General features: G+C 28.6%; 18 protein-coding genes. 9 read left to right on the top strand and 9 right to left on the bottom strand.

The window, feature by feature from the left end:
- Nucleotides 1-13 precede the first annotated feature (13 nt).
- Both AC2TEO_RS12650 and AC2TEO_RS12645 read left to right on the top strand, forming a co-directional pair.
- On the top strand, nucleotides 14-2,308 hold the full coding sequence (locus AC2TEO_RS12650; protein ID WP_442265179.1) for a M20/M25/M40 family metallo-hydrolase: 2,295 nt from the start codon (nucleotides 14-16) through the stop codon (nucleotides 2,306-2,308).
- 57 nt (nucleotides 2,309-2,365) lie between these two features.
- Nucleotides 2,366-2,647, top strand: a complete 282-nt coding sequence (locus tag AC2TEO_RS12645) for a Sec-independent protein translocase subunit TatA/TatB (RefSeq protein ID WP_442265178.1) — start codon at nucleotides 2,366-2,368, stop codon at nucleotides 2,645-2,647.
- On the opposite strand, the gene AC2TEO_RS12640 is transcribed toward AC2TEO_RS12645, so the two are convergent.
- From AC2TEO_RS12640 to AC2TEO_RS12625, 4 genes are all read right to left on the bottom strand, one after another.
- Nucleotides 2,648-3,289, bottom strand: a complete 642-nt coding sequence (locus AC2TEO_RS12640; protein ID WP_442265177.1) for an O-methyltransferase — start codon at nucleotides 3,287-3,289, stop codon at nucleotides 2,648-2,650.
- Between the two features lie 102 nt (nucleotides 3,290-3,391).
- Nucleotides 3,392-3,658: a hypothetical protein gene (locus tag AC2TEO_RS12635; protein WP_442265176.1), complete on the bottom strand. Its 267-nt coding sequence runs from the start codon at nucleotides 3,656-3,658 to the stop codon at nucleotides 3,392-3,394.
- A gap of 4 nt (nucleotides 3,659-3,662) precedes the next feature.
- A complete protein-coding gene (locus tag AC2TEO_RS12630; RefSeq protein WP_442265175.1) occupies nucleotides 3,663-4,232 on the bottom strand; it encodes a sigma-70 family RNA polymerase sigma factor in 570 nt (189 codons plus the stop codon).
- Nucleotides 4,233-4,247: 15 nt separating this feature from the next.
- Nucleotides 4,248-4,727, bottom strand: a complete 480-nt coding sequence (locus AC2TEO_RS12625) for a nuclear transport factor 2 family protein (protein WP_442265174.1) — start codon at nucleotides 4,725-4,727, stop codon at nucleotides 4,248-4,250.
- 115 nt (nucleotides 4,728-4,842) lie between these two features.
- Between AC2TEO_RS12625 and panB the strand changes: the two genes are divergently transcribed.
- From panB to AC2TEO_RS12600, 5 genes are all read left to right on the top strand, one after another.
- The gene (gene panB / locus AC2TEO_RS12620) at nucleotides 4,843-5,661 is read left to right on the top strand and encodes a 3-methyl-2-oxobutanoate hydroxymethyltransferase (protein WP_442265173.1); all 819 of its coding nucleotides are present in this window, start codon (nucleotides 4,843-4,845) and stop codon (nucleotides 5,659-5,661) included.
- Between the two features lie 46 nt (nucleotides 5,662-5,707).
- On the top strand, nucleotides 5,708-6,646 hold the full coding sequence (locus AC2TEO_RS12615) for a 2-hydroxyacid dehydrogenase (RefSeq protein ID WP_442265172.1): 939 nt from the start codon (nucleotides 5,708-5,710) through the stop codon (nucleotides 6,644-6,646).
- Between the two features lie 391 nt (nucleotides 6,647-7,037).
- The gene (locus tag AC2TEO_RS12610) at nucleotides 7,038-9,191 is read left to right on the top strand and encodes a C10 family peptidase (RefSeq protein ID WP_442265171.1); all 2,154 of its coding nucleotides are present in this window, start codon (nucleotides 7,038-7,040) and stop codon (nucleotides 9,189-9,191) included.
- Between the two features lie 335 nt (nucleotides 9,192-9,526).
- A complete protein-coding gene (locus AC2TEO_RS12605) occupies nucleotides 9,527-9,982 on the top strand; it encodes a DUF1801 domain-containing protein (protein WP_442265170.1) in 456 nt (151 codons plus the stop codon).
- Complete coding sequence (locus AC2TEO_RS12600; RefSeq protein WP_442265169.1) at nucleotides 9,979-10,368, top strand: VOC family protein; 390 nt, start codon at nucleotides 9,979-9,981, stop codon at nucleotides 10,366-10,368. The genes AC2TEO_RS12605 and AC2TEO_RS12600 overlap by 4 nt, the downstream gene beginning before the upstream one ends.
- Here AC2TEO_RS12600 and AC2TEO_RS12595 read toward each other — a convergent pair.
- On the bottom strand, nucleotides 10,363-11,868 hold the full coding sequence (locus AC2TEO_RS12595) for a hypothetical protein (RefSeq protein ID WP_442265168.1): 1,506 nt from the start codon (nucleotides 11,866-11,868) through the stop codon (nucleotides 10,363-10,365). The genes AC2TEO_RS12600 and AC2TEO_RS12595 overlap by 6 nt on opposite strands.
- A 154-nt stretch (nucleotides 11,869-12,022) precedes the next feature.
- Between AC2TEO_RS12595 and yiaA the strand changes: the two genes are divergently transcribed.
- Together yiaA and AC2TEO_RS12585 are read left to right on the top strand one after the other, a co-directional pair.
- A complete protein-coding gene (yiaA, locus tag AC2TEO_RS12590) occupies nucleotides 12,023-12,517 on the top strand; it encodes an inner membrane protein YiaA (protein WP_442265167.1) in 495 nt (164 codons plus the stop codon).
- A gap of 109 nt (nucleotides 12,518-12,626) precedes the next feature.
- Nucleotides 12,627-13,127 carry a hypothetical protein gene (locus tag AC2TEO_RS12585; protein ID WP_442265166.1) on the top strand — a complete coding sequence of 167 codons (501 nt, stop codon included), beginning with the start codon at nucleotides 12,627-12,629 and terminating at the stop codon, nucleotides 13,125-13,127.
- Between the two features lie 73 nt (nucleotides 13,128-13,200).
- Here the strand turns inward: AC2TEO_RS12585 and AC2TEO_RS12580 are convergent, their stop codons facing one another.
- From AC2TEO_RS12580 to AC2TEO_RS12565, 4 genes are all read right to left on the bottom strand, one after another.
- Nucleotides 13,201-14,070, bottom strand: coding sequence for an OmpA/MotB family protein (locus AC2TEO_RS12580; protein WP_442265165.1), 870 nt, complete (start codon nucleotides 14,068-14,070; stop codon nucleotides 13,201-13,203).
- A gap of 134 nt (nucleotides 14,071-14,204) precedes the next feature.
- Complete coding sequence (locus AC2TEO_RS12575; RefSeq protein ID WP_442265164.1) at nucleotides 14,205-16,010, bottom strand: lysophospholipid acyltransferase family protein; 1,806 nt, start codon at nucleotides 16,008-16,010, stop codon at nucleotides 14,205-14,207.
- 52 nt (nucleotides 16,011-16,062) lie between these two features.
- Nucleotides 16,063-17,316, bottom strand: a complete 1,254-nt coding sequence (locus tag AC2TEO_RS12570; RefSeq protein ID WP_442265163.1) for an aspartate kinase — start codon at nucleotides 17,314-17,316, stop codon at nucleotides 16,063-16,065.
- Nucleotides 17,303-17,788: a GNAT family N-acetyltransferase gene (locus AC2TEO_RS12565; RefSeq protein WP_442265162.1), complete on the bottom strand. Its 486-nt coding sequence runs from the start codon at nucleotides 17,786-17,788 to the stop codon at nucleotides 17,303-17,305. The genes AC2TEO_RS12570 and AC2TEO_RS12565 overlap by 14 nt, the downstream gene beginning before the upstream one ends.
- Between the last annotated feature and the right edge of the window lie 118 nt (nucleotides 17,789-17,906).

Here is a 17,906-nt window from a genome sequence, read left to right as displayed (position 1 = left end):
GTAAAATTTAGCCATGAAAACCTCTACCAAATTATTATCATTATTTATTATTATTACTACTGTTTATTGGAGTTTCTCGGATATGATTCCTAGTTATTCTAAAAATAAAAAAGAAAATACTTCAAAAGAATTTTCGATAAATAATGCTTTAAAACACCTGAAAGTAATTTCTCAAAAACCTCATAATGTTGGCAGAAAAGCACATAAAGAAGTACAAAATTATTTAGTTAAAGAATTAAAAAAATTAGATTTACATACAGAAATTCAAACAAAAACAGTCTTTAATGATAAATGGACCTCGGGCACAACTGTTGAAAATATTATTGCAAAAATTGAAGGAACTTCTAATGGAAAATCACTTGTTTTATTAAGTCATTATGATAGTAATCCACATTCTTCAATTGGTGCAGCAGATGCTGGTTCTGGAGTTGTAACTATTCTTGAAGGAATTCGAACTTTTTTAGAAAGTAATCAGAAACCTAAAAATGACATTATAATTGTTTTTTCTGATGCTGAAGAATTAGGTTTATTAGGAGCTAAGGCTTTCGTAAATCATCATCCATTAGCTAAAAATATTGGTTTAGTTTTGAATTTTGAGGCTAGAGGAAGTGGTGGTCCAAGCTATATGCTAATGGAAACTAATGGTAAAAACAGTAAACTCTTAAAAGGCTTTTTAAAAGCTAATCCTAAATATCCTGCTGCAAATTCATTAATGTATAGTGTTTATAAAATGCTCCCTAATGATACCGATTTAACCGTTTTTAGAGAAGATGGAAACATTAATGGGTTTAATTTTGCTTTTATTGGCGATCATTATGATTACCATACAGTACAAGACAATTTTGATCGATTAGACAGAGCCTCTCTAGTACATCAGAAAGAATATTTAATGAGCGGATTAAATTATTTTTCTAATGCTGATTTATCTGATTTTTATAGTGATGAGGATTTTGTTTATGTGAACTTTCCCTTTATTGGTTTATTAATTTATCCTTTTAGCTGGATTCTGACTATGTTAGTTATAGCTGTAGTTCTTTTTGTAGTGATTATTACGGTAGGAATTCGAAAAAAAAGATTAACAATAAAAGGAATTGCCACAGGTTTTTTACCTTTTTTAATTTCTTTTACTTCTTCTGTAGCTATATCAATAGGGTTATGGAAATTATTGGTCTTCGTACATCCTCATTACCAAGATATTTTACATGGCTTTACTTATAATGGTTATCAATACATTGCCGCTTTTACATTCTTAACATTATGGATTGTTTTTAAGGTTTATAATTTATTTAAAAACAATAACCCTCTCGATTCTTTAGTTGCTCCTATCTTTATCTGGATAATTATTAATATTTTAATTTATACATATTTACAAGGAGCTGCTTTTATGATTATTCCTGTTTATATGGCATTATTAGGATTAACTATTTTAATTTTCAGAAAAAAAAGAGCTCCCAAATCAACATTATTTGCAATTTTATCTATACCAACTATTTATATTTTTAGTCCTTTAATAAAAATGTTTCCTGTTGGATTAGGGCTAAAAAATTTATTTATAGTTTCAATTTTTTCTGTATTAGTTGTTGGATTAATAGTTCCTGCTTTTCAAGAACATAAAAGAAAAAATTTATGGCAATATTTAGTAGGTTTTTTATCTATTTTATTTTTTGTGCTTGCTACTTTTAATAATGGATTTTCTACAGAGAAAAAAAGACCTAATAGTTTAGTTTATGTTCAAAATTCAAAAAACAAAACTGCGTTTTGGGGAACATATAATAAAACTTTGGATAACTATACAAAACAAATTTTTAATTCTGATTATATTGAAGGCGGGATACCTAATGCAGAGACTAAGAGCAAGTACAACACTAAATTTAATTACCACAAGAAAGCTGAATTTAAAGCTATAGAAACTTCTAAAATAGATATACTTTTAGATACAATAATTGGTAATAATCGTAATGTAAAGTTTAAATTAACTCCTAACAGAAAAGTTAGTAAATATGAGATTTTTAATAATAAAAATCTATCTATAAATTTTTTAAAAGCAAATACTGGTGTTATAATAAATAGTACAAAAGAATTAAAAAATGAAACTTTACTAATTTTTCATATGGCAAATATCGACAAAAATTTAACTATTGAAATTTCCTTTAGTAAAGATCAAAAACCAAACTTTACAATTAATGAAATTTCTAATGATCTTCTTGAGCATAAAAAATTTAACTTAAAACCAAGATCGGAAGAAATGATCCCTATGCCCTTTGTTACTAACGATGCTATTATTTGTACTACGAATTTTAGTTTTTAACACAAAACTCATTAGAATTAAAAAGTAGGAAACAGTTTATTAGTTATCTTTGCAGTTATGAAATTACCTTTTTTATTCATTGGTGGACCTGAAATTTTTGTAATCATGTTATTTGTTGTGGTTGTTTTTGGTGCTGATAAAATTCCTGAAATCGCTAGAGGTTTAGGTAAAGGTATTCGTCAGGTTAAAGACGCAACAAATGATATTAAGCGTGAAATAAACGAAAGCGCTCAAAAACAAGGAATTGACACTGAAATAGTTTCAGACATCAATAAAGAAATTAATGATGTTAAAGATAATATTGATGACTTAACAGGTCCTATTAAAAGAAATATGTAATTATTTCACTCTAGTTATTGTTAATCCATCTCTTATTGGCAGTAAGACTGTTTCTACTCTAGTATCTGTAACCAATAATTTATTATATTCTAACAACATTTTAGTATCTATATCTTTCGGGTTAAGTTCTTCTACAACTTTACCGCTCCACAAAACATTATCTGATAAGATTACTCCGCCTTTGTTCATTTTCTCTATAATCAGCTCGAAATAATTAGGATAATTAGATTTATCGGCATCAATAAAAACCAAATCAAATTTCTCATTAATTGTAGGAATTATTTCGATTGCATTTCCTACATATTGTTTGATTTGATCTCTAAATTCAGATTTTTGAAAATACTTGTATTGTAATTCCTCTAACTCTTCGTTTTTATCAATGGTGTATAACATCCCATTTTCTGCTAACCCTTCAGCTAAGCACAAAGCAGAATATCCTGTATAAGTTCCAATTTCTAAGATTTTATTTGGGTTAATTAATTTAGAAATCATAGCCAAAACTCTCCCTTGAAAAGCTCCACTAAGCATTCTTGGATTTAAAACTTTTTGCCAAGTTTCTCTACTTAACTCCTGTAATAGTTGAGGTTCTTTTTCAGAATGTTCAACTACATAATTATCTATTTTTTCAGGTAAAAAATGCATTTTAATTATTTTATAAAGTATAAAAAACGGAATCCACACTGATGTAAATTCCGTTCAATCTAACAAAAAATCAAAAAAACGGTTTTATAAAAACCGAAATCTTTATGAAGACATTTGCTCCTTTAATTTTTCTTTAAGTATCTCTTTGTCTTTATCACTCATGCAGTGTGATTCATTCCTACAGTCCATAGCCTTAGCCTTAAACATACCTGTTAGCTTAACATTTTGTTTAGTATATAAAGCACAAGCCTTACAAAAAGCTATATGTAACTGAAGCTTCATTCTTTCTGAGAAAGTAGACTCATTATACTGAGACTTATTACAAATCTCATTAGCCTCTTGACATGAAATTTTTAAAAATTTAAACATCTTTTTATTTATTAAACCAATTTTTCTCCATACAAGTTCTCAATTGAGTTCTTGCTCTATGGATTATTACCCATAAATTTGACGGAGTAATATCTAGTTCCTTACAAATTTCTTCTGTTTCAAACTCTTGTATAGTTTTCATTCTAAAAACCATAGCGTACTTTTCTGGTAAACTATCAATACAAAGATCTATTTGATTTTTAAGCTCAGTATTTTCTATGTTTTTCTCAGCTTCACTATTCCATGATTGTGGTACTCTTTCCTCAATCCAGTTTCCCTCATTCTCACCATCTTCATAAAAACTCATCCTAACCTCAGCTTGTCCTTTTTTTGAATTGATTTTTCTGTAATAATCAATTATTTTTCTTTTAAGGATAGAGATTAACCAAGTTCTTTCTGTCGATTTACCTTCGAAATTTTTAGCAGAACGCAAACCAGCAAAGAATGTCTCTTGTACAAGATCTTTAGCCGTATCACTATTATTTACTCTAACTACTGCATAATTATACAAATAATCAGAATAGTTATCTATCCATTTATCAGGACTTAAGGTATGTTTACTTACTTTATCCACAGGGTCAAATATACATTAATTTTTCTCTAGATTAATTTTACAATTCTGCCTTCTTCTCATATCAACTAAATATATAATTTCCCAAGAACCATTGTTATTAAACAGTTGAAATGAATTAGCTCCGCAATGGCTAAACTTACTATTTAAATAAAATTCATAAGGAGTCCATACTGAAGCTAAATTGCCATCAACTTTAATAGTATAGGATAATAATTTTTCAAAATAAGAATCTTCTTTTTTCTTCGACGCTATAGCTTTTAATAATTTTTCTCTTGATTCTGCAACTAAAACTTTCTTCCCTTTTTTATTTGTAAATGTAGTTTGAATTTTAACTTCTTTATGTAATGTTTTATTCACCAAACTAGAATCACCTTTATGCAATCCATCAAAAAAAAGTTGTATCACTTGTTTTATGTTTTGATTTTCAGAACTATCCTGAGCAAAAACAGTGAATGAAGTAAATGATAAAAAAACTAGAAAAGAAAACTTATACATATTTGTATTTTATGTAAAACTAACAAAAAAGAAACTATCAAAATCAAATTAACACAATATTAACGAGTTTGCGGTATTTTGTATATTTTTACTCCATATTTATAACAAATCACACATGTCTGTAGCTAAAAAACAATATAAAAGAATCACGGTGAAGTCGTTGATTGAAATGAAAAGTAACAATGAAAAAATTTCAATGTTAACTGCCTACGATTATACAATGGCCAAAATAGTTGATGGTGCTGGAATTGATGTTATTTTAGTTGGAGATTCTGCCTCTAATGTTATGGCAGGACACGAAACTACTTTACCTATCACTTTAGATCAAATGATTTACCATGCAAGTTCTGTAATTCGTGCTATAGATCGTTGTTTAGTTGTAGTTGATTTACCTTTCGGTACTTATCAAGGAAATTCTAAAAACGCATTAGATTCTGCTATTAGAATTATGAAAGAAACTGGTGGGCATGCAGTGAAACTTGAAGGTGGTAGTGAAATTTCTGAGTCAATTTCAAGAATATTAACTGCTGGAATTCCTGTAATGGGTCACTTAGGTTTAACTCCTCAATCTATTTATAAATTCGGAACATATACTGTAAGAGCTAAAGAAGAAGCTGAAGCTAAAAAACTAAAAGAGGATGCTAAATTACTAGAGGAATTAGGTTGTTTCGCTTTAGTTTTAGAGAAAGTTCCTGCAAAATTAGCTCAAGAAGTTGCTGAAAGTTTAACTATTCCTGTAATTGGAATTGGCGCTGGTAGCGGTGTAGATGGACAAGTTTTAGTAATGCACGATATGTTGGGAATGACACATGAATTTAATCCTCGTTTTTTACGCAGATATTTAGATTTACATACGGAAATGACCAATGCTTTTAAACAATATATTAGTGATGTTAAAAGTGTAGATTTCCCTAATGAAAATGAGCAGTATTAAACTAGTAATTAATTCTGTTGTTGTAACCTTTGACTAGACTTTTTAAATGAAAATACTCCATTTAGATACCAATCACGATTTAATGATTCAACAGTTAACCGAATTAGGTTACGAAAATCATGAAGATTACACTTCTTCTAAAGAAGAAATCGAAGCTAAAATTCATAATTACGATGGTTTTATAATTCGAAGTCGTTTTACTATTGACAAACAGTTTTTAGATAAAGCTACGAACCTAAAATTCATTGGTCGTGTTGGAGCTGGGTTGGAAAATATTGATTGTGAATATGCCATTTCAAAAGGTATTCAACTTATTTCTGCTCCTGAAGGAAATCGAAACGCTGTAGGAGAACATGCTTTAGGAATGCTTTTATCTTTATTTAATAAACTAAATAAAGCCGATCAAGAAGTACGTTCAGGAAAATGGCTTCGTGAGGAAAATAGAGGAATAGAACTCGATGGTAAAACAGTCGGACTTATTGGTTACGGTAACATGGGAAAAGCTTTTGCTAAAAAACTTCGTGGTTTTGATGTTGAGGTACTTTGTTATGACATTAAGGATGGAGTTGGTGATGAAAATTGTAAACAAGTTTCTTTACAAGAACTTCAAAAAAAAGCTGATGTATTGAGTTTACATACGCCACAAACTGAATTAACCATTAATATGGTTAATGAAGAGTTCATTAATAACTTTAAAAAAACATTCTGGTTAATTAATACAGCTAGAGGAAAATCTGTTATTACAAAAGATTTAGTTTCCGCTTTAGAAAGCGGTAAAATTTTAGGAGCAGGTTTAGATGTATTAGAATACGAAAAAAAGTCTTTTGAAAATCTTTTTACTGAAAGCGACATTCCAGAAGCTTTTCAATATTTAATTGATTCCGACAAAGTATTACTATCACCACATGTAGCTGGTTGGACTGTAGAAAGCAAAATAAAATTGGCACAAACTATTGTAGACAAAATAAAAGAACTTAATCCTTAAGTTTCTTTTAATAGATTTAACTATTTAAAAAATCTTATTTGATAAAAATTACTTTTATACCCCCATTTTCTAAATACAACTCAAAAATTATTTTTATTTAAAAATAACACTTTATTAACATGTGTTTTTTGTTTATTTCTCAAGAATTAAAGAATAAAAAAAGCTCCATATTTATCCCCTTAAACATCAATTATTTTAATTCAAAATAACAACTTAAAAAAACGAAAGTAGATTAACCTTAATTTAATTTTTATTGACTTAAAAATTAATTGAGCTAAAATACTTTTGTGAAACTTTAAACAAAATCTGGTTAACCAGATTTTAAAAAACAAAACACCTTATCAAAGGTGGAATTCGAAAATAATTAACCTCTATATTAAAAATCAATTAAATGAAAAAAATTACCCTTTTAAGTATCTTTTTATTATTTTTTGCAAAAGATATTTTTGCAAACCCTGTAGACAAAGCAAAAGCAATAGCAGTTGCTAGTAATTGGATTCAAGGAAAACAAAGTTTTTTAAGAAAACAAAAAGTCACAACTTTATCCATTAATGAAGTTAAGTACAAAAATAAAATTGTTTATTACATTATAAATTTTAAACAAGGTGGTTTTGTAATTGTTTCAGCGGATGACTCAACTAAACCAATTTTAGGTTATTCTCACACTTCTAATTTTGAGGCTATTTCTGAAAATTTACCTACTAATAATTTACTTGATGCTTATAAATCTTTTGTTTATGAAAGTTCTTTCACTAAAAAAAATAAAAGTAGAAAAGCTACAAAAAGAGCTTGGGATAATATTTTAAACAATAAAACATCCAAACAGTTTAGAGTAAAATCGGTTGAACCATTTATGGATGATATTTTATACACTCAATCAAATGGTTTTGAAAGATTTTGTCCTAGTGATGATGATGGTCAAGCGATTGTTGGATGTGTGGCTACCGCAATGTCACAAGTAATGAGATACTGGGAATTTCCTAAAACTGGGAAATCTCAAACTACTTATACACACCAGAAATATGGTACCTTAAGTGTTAATTTTGAAAATCAATTGTATGATTGGGATAACATGTCTAAAACAATAGCAGATAATGAAAATGCAAAGCTTTCATACCACACTGGAGTAGCAGTAAAAATGAATTATGGTACTTCTGCAAATGGAGGATCTGGAGCATATACCACTAATGCTTTAAAGGCGTTAAAAACTAACTTCAAATATAATAGTGGCGCAAAAATGATGTATAGACATTATTACTCAGACCAAGAGTGGAGTCAATTATTAAAAAATGAGTTAAATTTAAAACGACCAGTTTTATATTCAGGAAGAAGTAAAAATCTTCAAGATCCAAACGCTGGGAGTGCTGGCCATTTATTTGCATTGGATGGATATCAGGTTACAGAACAAGGTGATTTTTTCCATATTAATTGGGGTTGGGCAGGAAGAAGTAATGGATACTTTTACTTAACTGAAATGATAACTCATGGTGGGAAATATAATTGGATTGATTACAATTCAGCCATTGTTGATTTATATCCAACAAATTTAGCTCCTGTTTTTGAAACAAAACCTTTATTAAATCATATTAAGATTAATCAAATTTATGAATATGTAATCAAAGTAAGCGACGAAAACAGAAATGATCAATTAAGCATTTCTATAAAAGAAGGTTCTAACTGGTTATCTATTAATAAAAAAGAAAAAGGAGTTTTTGTATTAGAAGGAACTCCAACTACATCAAGCTTAGGAAAAACTTCAATTGTATTAGAATTAACAGACGGTATTAATACAACTACACAAAATTTTGAAATAATTGTTGAAGAAAATAATAATCAAAGTTATTGTGATTCTAAAGGTTATAACACAAATTATGAATGGATTGATTTTGTTTCTTTTGGAGGAATGAGTAATTCATCAGGGAATAATAATGGTTATGCTGATTTTACCAACAAAACAGCAACAGTTAATTTGGGTAGCGTTAATGAACTTATTATTAGAGCAGGTTATAATGACTATAGCTATAAAGAACACCTTGGTGCTTGGATAGATTATAATCAAAATGGAGTGTTTGAAGATAATGAAAGAATTATTGACACTTCTGTCAACAACAATACTAATCAAAAGTATTCTATAAATATTCCTAATAATGCTTTAAAAGGAAAAACAAGAATGAGAGTTTCTATGAAATACGACAACAAACAAAACTCTTGTGAATCTTTTACTTATGGAGAAGTAGAGGATTATACTATTGAAATTAAAGAAGGAATAAATTTTAGAGAAATTTCAAATAATGAAAACCTTAATTTTTCTGAAAAAAATCTATTTGTTTACCCTATTCCAGCAACTAATTTTTTAAACATAAAATCAAAAAATAATAGCATTAAAATTGATTATTATGAAGTTATAGATTTAAACGGTAGCGTAATACTAAAAAATGATTTTAAAGAAAAAATACACATAAACAATTTAAAAAGAGGTATTTACTATATTTTAATGTATGATGAAAATTCGAATCGTTATATGAAAAAATTTATCAAAAACTAAACTAAGTAAATCACTCAATACTAAAAACATAGAAGAGGTTAATTATATTTAAGGAGGCTTTTAAGCCTCCTTTTTTTATTCTGAAGGAAAGTTTTATTTGAGTTATATTTTTTAAACAACCCATACTTACACAAAATGCTCCAACTATAAATAATAACTTCGTTAAAAGTATAATTCATTTGCACATAAGTAAAACCTCAACTAATCAATGCTTTTTAAAATCGATTCATTTATCTTCATAAAAAATTATAAAGAGCTAGTCTACCAATCAGAAACGAACTTGCTTTTCTCTTTTTTGTATATTAGTTTCAGCATAATTTCAATTTTTATTCAAAATGAAATACGAAGCAAATACTCCACAAGAATATATAGATCAACTTCCGGAAGAGCGTCAATCTGTTATTCAGCAATTACGAGACGTTATTAAAAAACATCTTCCTGAAGGTTTTGAAGAAGGTATTAATTACAATATGATCGGATATTATGTACCACATTCAATATATCCAGACGGTTATCATTGTGATCCAAAATTACCTTTACCTTTTATGAATATCGCTTCTCAGAAAAACTCTGTGAATTTATATCATAGTGGAATTTACGCTAATCCAGAAATACATGATTGGTTTGTAAGTGAATACCCGAAGCATTGTAAACAAAAACTCGATATGGGTAAAAGTTGTGTTCGCTTTAAAAAGCTAGATGATATTCCGTATGAATTAATTGGAGAATTATGTAGTAAAATAACAGTTGAAGATTGGATTTCAACCTATGAAAAAAATGTAAAGAAATGAAAAAAGGTAAAGTAACAGGAATTGGCGGCGTATTTTTTAAGACTGAAGATGTAAATTCAACTAAAGAATGGTATAAAAAACATTTAGGCTTTAATACAGATGATTGGGGATGTACATTTTGGTGGAAAGATAATGATGGAAATAAAGCATCGACACAATGGAGTCCGTTTAAAAAAGATACAGATCATTTTCTTCCTTCGAAAAAAGGATTTATGATTAATTACAGAGTTGAATATTTAGAAAACTTACTAGAACAACTTAAAAATGAAGGTGTAACTATTCTTGGAGAAATTGAAGAATATAGCTACGGTAAGTTTGCTTGGATTATTGATTTAGATGGTAATAAAATTGAGCTTTGGGAACCAATAGACGAGGCTTTTTTATAATTCTTGAGCCTGAGTTATTAAACCTAAAGTAACTTCGAAAATTGGTTCATTTATCATTTTACTTTTTAACCAAGCATAAAAACTCATCACAAAAATATCTTCTTGTTTAGCTCCAATCCACTCAAAAGAGTTCTCTACAGTTTGAAAGAATTTTTCTGAAGCAATCTCTTTCGGATTATCATAATAAAGCGCTACATATTTTAAGAAAATTAATACACGCTCCTGCCCTATTTCTTTTAAGTAAATACCGTATTGTCTTTTAAATCTTAACAATCGATTTTCAAAAACATCAAAATTATCCAACTCAACAAGTAATAATATTTCAATTAAACTCTTTTTAATCACCCATTCTTTCCCAACCTTTTCCAAATACCATTTGTCTGTATGATATAATTTAGTCAATAGTTTATATGACTCTTTTATTGCTCCTTTCTGAAAATAAAATACCACTAAACTTAAATGAAGATCCAATGCTCCAACCACATCTGAATGTTTCTTTTTTAAAACAAACTCTAATCTTTCAATAGCCTCATTTTGATTATTCATATAATTCAAATTTAGCGTATACAACAACTCATATTTTAATCTGAATGTACGTTCATACTTACGTTTATTTTTTAAAATTTCAGTATCCATAATCTTTAAAAAACTTAAAGATTTTTCAAATTGTTTTGTTCTAAACAAGGTATTAGCAATCATATACAATACATGAATATGATAAAACCGTTCTTTTTCTTTATTTGGTTTCTCTTTTAAAAACTCATACATATCCAACATAAAAGACTCTATTTCTAAATAATCTTTAGTTACAAATGCAGAAATACTAGCAATGGTTAATAGCTGATAAAGCGATTTAAAAGAAAGTGTTTTATTAATATCTATATTTTGCTCATGTAATATTTTTAAAACAATTTTTTGAAAATCAATAACTTCTCCTTTTGCAAAAATTTGATGTAAGATTACTCTTACTTTTGCGTATACAATATTCAGTTCTTCTTCTAACTCTGCTTGTTTTTTATTTTTTCTGAACGCTTCAATTAAGTCTTCTAAATTTTCTTTTTCATTCTCATGTGAAAATTGAATTCTTAAATGATAAATTTCATTCAGGTAAGGATATAATTGATATTCTTCAGCAATTTTAGTTGCTTTTTGTAATAATTTAAATCCTAAAGCATATTGTTGTTGCTGCAAAAAAGAACGTGAAACTAAAATGTATTTTATCACAGCTACTTTCTCTGAATTCTCTTCTTCTAAATTTAAAGCTGCTAAATACTCTATTAAAGCTTCATACAACCGTTTTCTAAGGGCATGATACGCATCTTTTTTACCACCAGAATATAATGTTTCACACATTTCTTCTGATGAGAGTTCATTTGCATATATCAACTTAAAAAGTTGAATATTTTTCACATCAGTTCTTTTATTTTTTTTACTTAAAAAACTAATAAACCGCGTATAATCTTCCGTAGAAAACGAAGAAATAATTGCATTTAAACTCATTTTTAATCGTCAGTTTTAAATATAAAAACTCAATAAATATAACAATTAATTAAAATATTTAAATTTATATATCATCAGTTTTAATGAAATTTAGTTTTCTATACTTCTCGATCACTTCTCATCTTTGTAGTGTAATTATTTAAAATAAATTATTATGGATTATCAAACAACAATTACAAACAAAGACGCTACAAACCAAAAAGAAAAAGGAAAAGAAATTAAAATTTACGATCAAAAGCCAACAAGTGCTTTTGTAGGTGCATCTTGGGCATCTTTATTTGTGGGAACAATTGCTTTTTGTATCGGTTTATGGAATGCCGATATGTTATTAAATGAAAAAGGATATTACTTTACTATTTTGTTATTCGGATTATTCTCTGTAATCTCCGTTCAGAAAGCTGTGAGAGATAAACTAGAAGGAATAGAAGTAACTAACATGTATTACAGTATAAGTTGGGCAACTACTATCATTTCTATACTTCTTTTAATTATAGGACTATGGAATGCCGAATTAGAATTAAGTGAAAAAGGGTTTTATGCAATATCATTTATGTTAAGTATTTATGCTGCAATTGCCGCTCAAAAAAACACAAGAGACATTGCTTTTATCGAAAGAAATCAAAAGAACAATCAGAAAGATTTGTTTTGATAGTTCGATTAGTTACATAGCTGATCAAAAAACCCAGCAACATAATTTTGCTGGGTTTTCTTTTTATTTTTTTTAAATTTGAGAAGTAACTCACTTTAAATCAATAAAAATGTCTGAAGAGAATAAGAATTTAGAAGACCAAACAAACGAAGCAACAGAAAACATTGAAAATACTGCTGAAGAAACAACCAACGAAACCAAAGAATCTGCTAAAGAAGCATTTAATAAAGCAGCAGATAAGGCCACTGAATTAGCTGGGGAAGCCAAAGAAGCTTTTAATGATGCTGCAGAAAAAGCAGGTGAATATGCAAAGGTTGCTGAAGAAAAAATTTCTGATTTTGCTGGTGATGCTAGTGAAAAACTTGCTGATTTAGCCGACGATGCTAAAGAAGCTCTAGGAAATGCGAAAGAAAAAGTTAATGAAATCTTAGCCAGTGAAGAAGTACAAAACATAAAAACTAAAGCTAGTGAATTTGCTGGAGATGCTAAAGAGGCATTAGATGACGCTGCAGAAAAAGCAGCAGATTTAGCTGAAGATGCTGTTGAGGAATTAAGAGAAGTAAAAGGTAAAGCAAAAAACCTATTTCAAAGATTATTTGGAAAAAAGTAATAAAACAAAAAACTAATCCTTTTTCAAGGATTAGTTTTTACAAAGTCTAGGGATTATCCAAGTTAAATTACTACTAAGGAGTAATTGTTTCTTCTTGAGCTAACAATCCGAAGAATTTATCTAAATTTGGTAAAATAACAATTCTTGTTCTACGGTTTCTCGCTCTATTTTTAGCTGTAGAATTATCCACTAAAGGCACTGAACTTCCTCTTCCTGCAGCAATTAGCCTGTTTGAATCTACATTATATTTTTTCTCTAGTAAACGAACTATAGAAGTCGCTCTTTTCACACTTAAGTCCCAGTTATCTTGAATCACTGCATTGTTAATTGATCTAGAGTCTGTATGTCCTTCAATCATAACATCCATACTTGGCTCTGAGTTAATTACATTTGCTAACTGTTCAATAAGTTTATATGCTTTTTTCTTAACTCTATAACTTGCTGTATTGAATAATAACTCATCAGAAACAGAAATCATAACAACTGTTTGATCAATATCAACATTAATATCTTCAGAGTTTTCTAATTCAGAAGTATTAATTGATTTCTTTAAGTTATATGCTATAGCCACATCCATAGAATCTTTTAATGTTTTAGCATTTGCTAACTCTGCAGGATCTACTTTAGCTAAAGTTTCTCTCATTTTCTTTTTCATAGAATTAGACATTACAGCAGTTTTACCCACCATATCTAATTTTACATTATTCTCTTCTTTTAATGAAGAATTATAATTTTTAAGTGAATTAATTTTTTCATTGTAGTTATCAACTCGCTTTTCAATTTTTGCAAATTTTGCTTCTAGCTCTTTCTTCTCGAAAGCAGTTTTTTGAAGATTTCCTTTAGTATCTTCATACTGTTTTTGTAATTCTACATATTTCTTCTTAGAAACGCATGATGCAAACGCTAATGTAGAAACACCTAGGAGGATTATAGCTTTTCTCATTATTAAAATTTAATTGGTTGTTACTTTAACGGAAGCTTTACCTAAATATTATACAAATAAAAAATGCTACTCTTAAAAGAGTAGCATTTGTATAAAGTTTAATGTGACAAAATACTAATTTATATCATCACACTTTATTTATTAGCATTTTCTAAAGCTTTACGTTCTAGCTCGGCTTGAAACTCTTCTAAAACTGGCTTTACAGTACTTTCAGGTAAATCTGCAACTTTAATATACATTAAACCATCAATAGCATTATTAAATTTTGGATCTACATTAAATGCAACTAATCGAGCATTTTGTTTGATATATTTTTTAATTAAAACAGGAATTCTTAAAGCACCTGGTTCAACTTCATCTATAATTTTATCAAACTTATTCATGTCTGATTGTGTTGCATCAAAAACAAAATCTTTATCACCATCCTTAAGCTTTACCTTAAACTCTTTCTTTGGATGAATATACTGTGCTACATAAGGATCATAATAATGTGATTTCATGAATTCAATCATTAATGATTTAGAAAAATCCGAAAATTGATTACTAATACTCACTCCTCCCATTAAATACTTATACTTAGGATAACGTAACGTAACGTGTACAATTCCTTTCCAAAGTAAAAATAACGGCATTGGTCTTTGTTGATATTCTTTAGTAATAAAAGCTCTCCCCATTTCAATGGTATTTTCCATCATAGGGTGCAACTCGGGTTCAATTTTAAATAATGTTTGAATATAAAAACCATTTATTCCATAACGTTTATAAATCTCTTTTCCTAATCCCATTCTGTAAGCTCCAACTACTTTTTTTGCATTGTTATCCCACAATAATAAATGATGATAGTATTTATCGAATTTATCTAAATCTAACGCATTATTTGTGCCTTCTCCTACTTCTCTGAATGTAATTTCACGTAAACGTCCTATTTCATGTAAGATATTTGGTATTTCTTTAGTATCTGTAAAGAACACCTCATAATCTTTACTTATTAATAGCCGTTTACCATGATCTCTCAAGCTATCAATCTCTTTTACAAATAATTCAGGATTTCTCTGATTACTAATGTTTTTTGTTTTTTTAGGAAGTTTTAGCTTTTGTGTAGAGATTAATCTCTGGTTCGTTTCAAAAGGATTCGCTAACATGTAAGTTTTCTTTCTTAAAAACTCGTAGAAAGCAGGTATTTCTTTGTATGTATCCTGATCTTTAACTGAAATTGGCTTACCAATTCTTACTTTTATTACTCGCTTCTTTTGAGATAATAATTCTGATGGAAGTTTAGCTGTTCTTAATGTATCACTAATTTTTGATAAGAAATAAAATAGACGACTATTTTTAGCATGAAAATAAATAGGAATTACTGGTACTTTTGCTTTCTTAATTAACTTTACAGCTCCTTCTTCCCATTCTTTATCAACCATTAGTTTTCCATCTCTATAGGTTGAAACTTCACCTGCTGGGAATATACCTAAAGGTTTCCCTTCTCGTAAATGTAATAATGCATTTTTAATACCAGAAACACTAGACTTTGCATCCTTATGGTTTTCAAAAGGATTTACTGGCATTACATAAGGTTTTAACGGCTCTATTCTGTGCAACAAGAAATTAGCAATAATCTTATAATCTGGTCTGTGCTCTACCAACAATCGCAATAATAAAATTCCATCTATACCTCCTAAAGGATGGTTAGATATTGTAATAAACGGACCTTCTTTAGGAATACGTTTAAAATCATCTTCTGGTATTTCAAATTCTATCTGAAATTCATCTAACAATCCCTTTAAAAAAGGTAAATCATTTAAATGTTTATGTTTATTATATACTTTATTTGCGGTTGATATACGCAAAACTTTCATTAATAACCAGCCAATAAACGTACCTACAAAACCTAGTTTATCAACTTTTATTGCTTTTGCGACTTCTTTAGATGTAACTAAACCCATAATTAAGTTTGGTGTTAACGTAAGTGGCAAATATAGCAGAAAAATACTTTGGTTAAGCGTTTTCTTGAATTACTAACTGTGCTGTTTCTGTATTAATTTGTCTAATAATTGCTTTTCCTTTTGCTCTAATACTTTTAATCGCTTCATCATCAAAATGTCTTATTGTATATAATGTGACATCTTTATATGATTTAATTGTGTAGAAAGATTTTAATTCATCATAAAAATCATCAAACATATTAAACTTATCTTCAATACAAACTGAAAAACTAATTGCTGAATTCTGAATTAAATTCACCTTTAACTTATAATCGTGTAATTTTTTAAATACATCACTAATATTGTCTTCTACCATAAACGAAAAATCTTTAGCCGATATAGAAACTAATATTTGATTCTTCTTTACAATATAACATGGTATTTCTGGAGTAATTCCTTCTGTTTTTAAAACTGTTGTTCCTTCTCTATCTAAATCATCGAAAGAACGAACATATAAAGGAATTTGTTTTTGTTCTAACGGTTGAATTGTTTTCGGATGAATTACAGAAGCTCCGTAAAATGCCATCTCAATAGCTTCAGTATAAGAGATTTTCCTTAAAAGTTCTGTCTCACTAAAAACTCTCGGATCTGCATTTAAAACTCCTGGCACATCTTTCCATATAGTTACACTATCTGCTTCTAAACAATATGCAAAAATACCTGCAGTATAATCTGATCCTTCTCTACCTAAAGTCGTTGTATACTCTCCATCATTCCCTAAAAAACCTTGAGTTATATTTAACTTGGTTGTATCTACTTTCTCCTTAATTATAGTTTCTGTAAGTTCCCAGTTTACCTTTGCATCTCTATAGTTATTATCTGTTTTTATATACTCACGAACATCTAACCATTGATTTTCTACACCAATTTTTGTTAAGTAAGCACTCACTATTGTTGTTGATAATATTTCTCCGAAACCAACAATTTGATCGTATATATAATTATAATCTTCAGACGTATTAATAGCCATTCTACCAGCTAATTCGCCAAATAAGTACATTACCTTAGTATACACTTCGTCACCTTTATCAAAAAGACCGTCTAACATTTCTGTATGAAAATCTTTTATTACCTCTAATGCAGGCTTTACATCGTCTGTACTTTCTGTATATGCTTTAATTAAACGTTCGAAAGCATTTGTCATTTTTCCCATTGCAGAAATTACTACTAAAGTATTTTCTGTTCCTTCATGCTGTAGTACACGTACAACATTTTTAACTGCATCAGGATTTTTTACTGATGCCCCTCCAAACTTAAAAATTCTCATTTATAAATCTTTCTAAATTTTGTTCATTCATTTGGGCTACGTCCCAATCCCTTAAAACTTTTGCTCCACTTTTTTCATAAAAATCAATAGCATTTGTATTCCAATCTAATACTTCCCATGCTACACGTTTATACCCATTATCTGAAGCATATTTCATTATTGATTTATATAATTCTTTTCCCGCTCCTATTCCTCTTTTAGATGCTGTTACCATTAAATCTTCTAAATGAATTGTTTTACCTTTCCATGTAGAATATCTTTCATAGAACAACCCCATACCTATAATAGTACCATTAGCTTCTTCTGCGACAAAAGTGTTGAATCTTGGATTTTCTGAAAATCCATCTTTTATTAAATCTTCAACAGTTATTTCTACCGCATCTGGTTCTTTTTCAAAAACGGCTAACTCAACAATTAAATTATGAATCGCTTGAACATCTTCTTTTTTTCCTTTACGAATAGTAAAACTCATGTTTAAAATTTTTAGGCAAAAATAGTTTTTATAACACCTTGTTAAAAAAAATAACAAATTACAACACATACAATTGTTTTGTTGATTTTTCTACTTTAACAATTCCTGTAAAATACTA

The organism is Tenacibaculum aquaeponti (assembly GCF_057221555.1).
The sequence above is the reverse complement of the archived record's forward strand: the minus strand, read 5'-3'. Positions and strand labels throughout refer to the sequence as shown.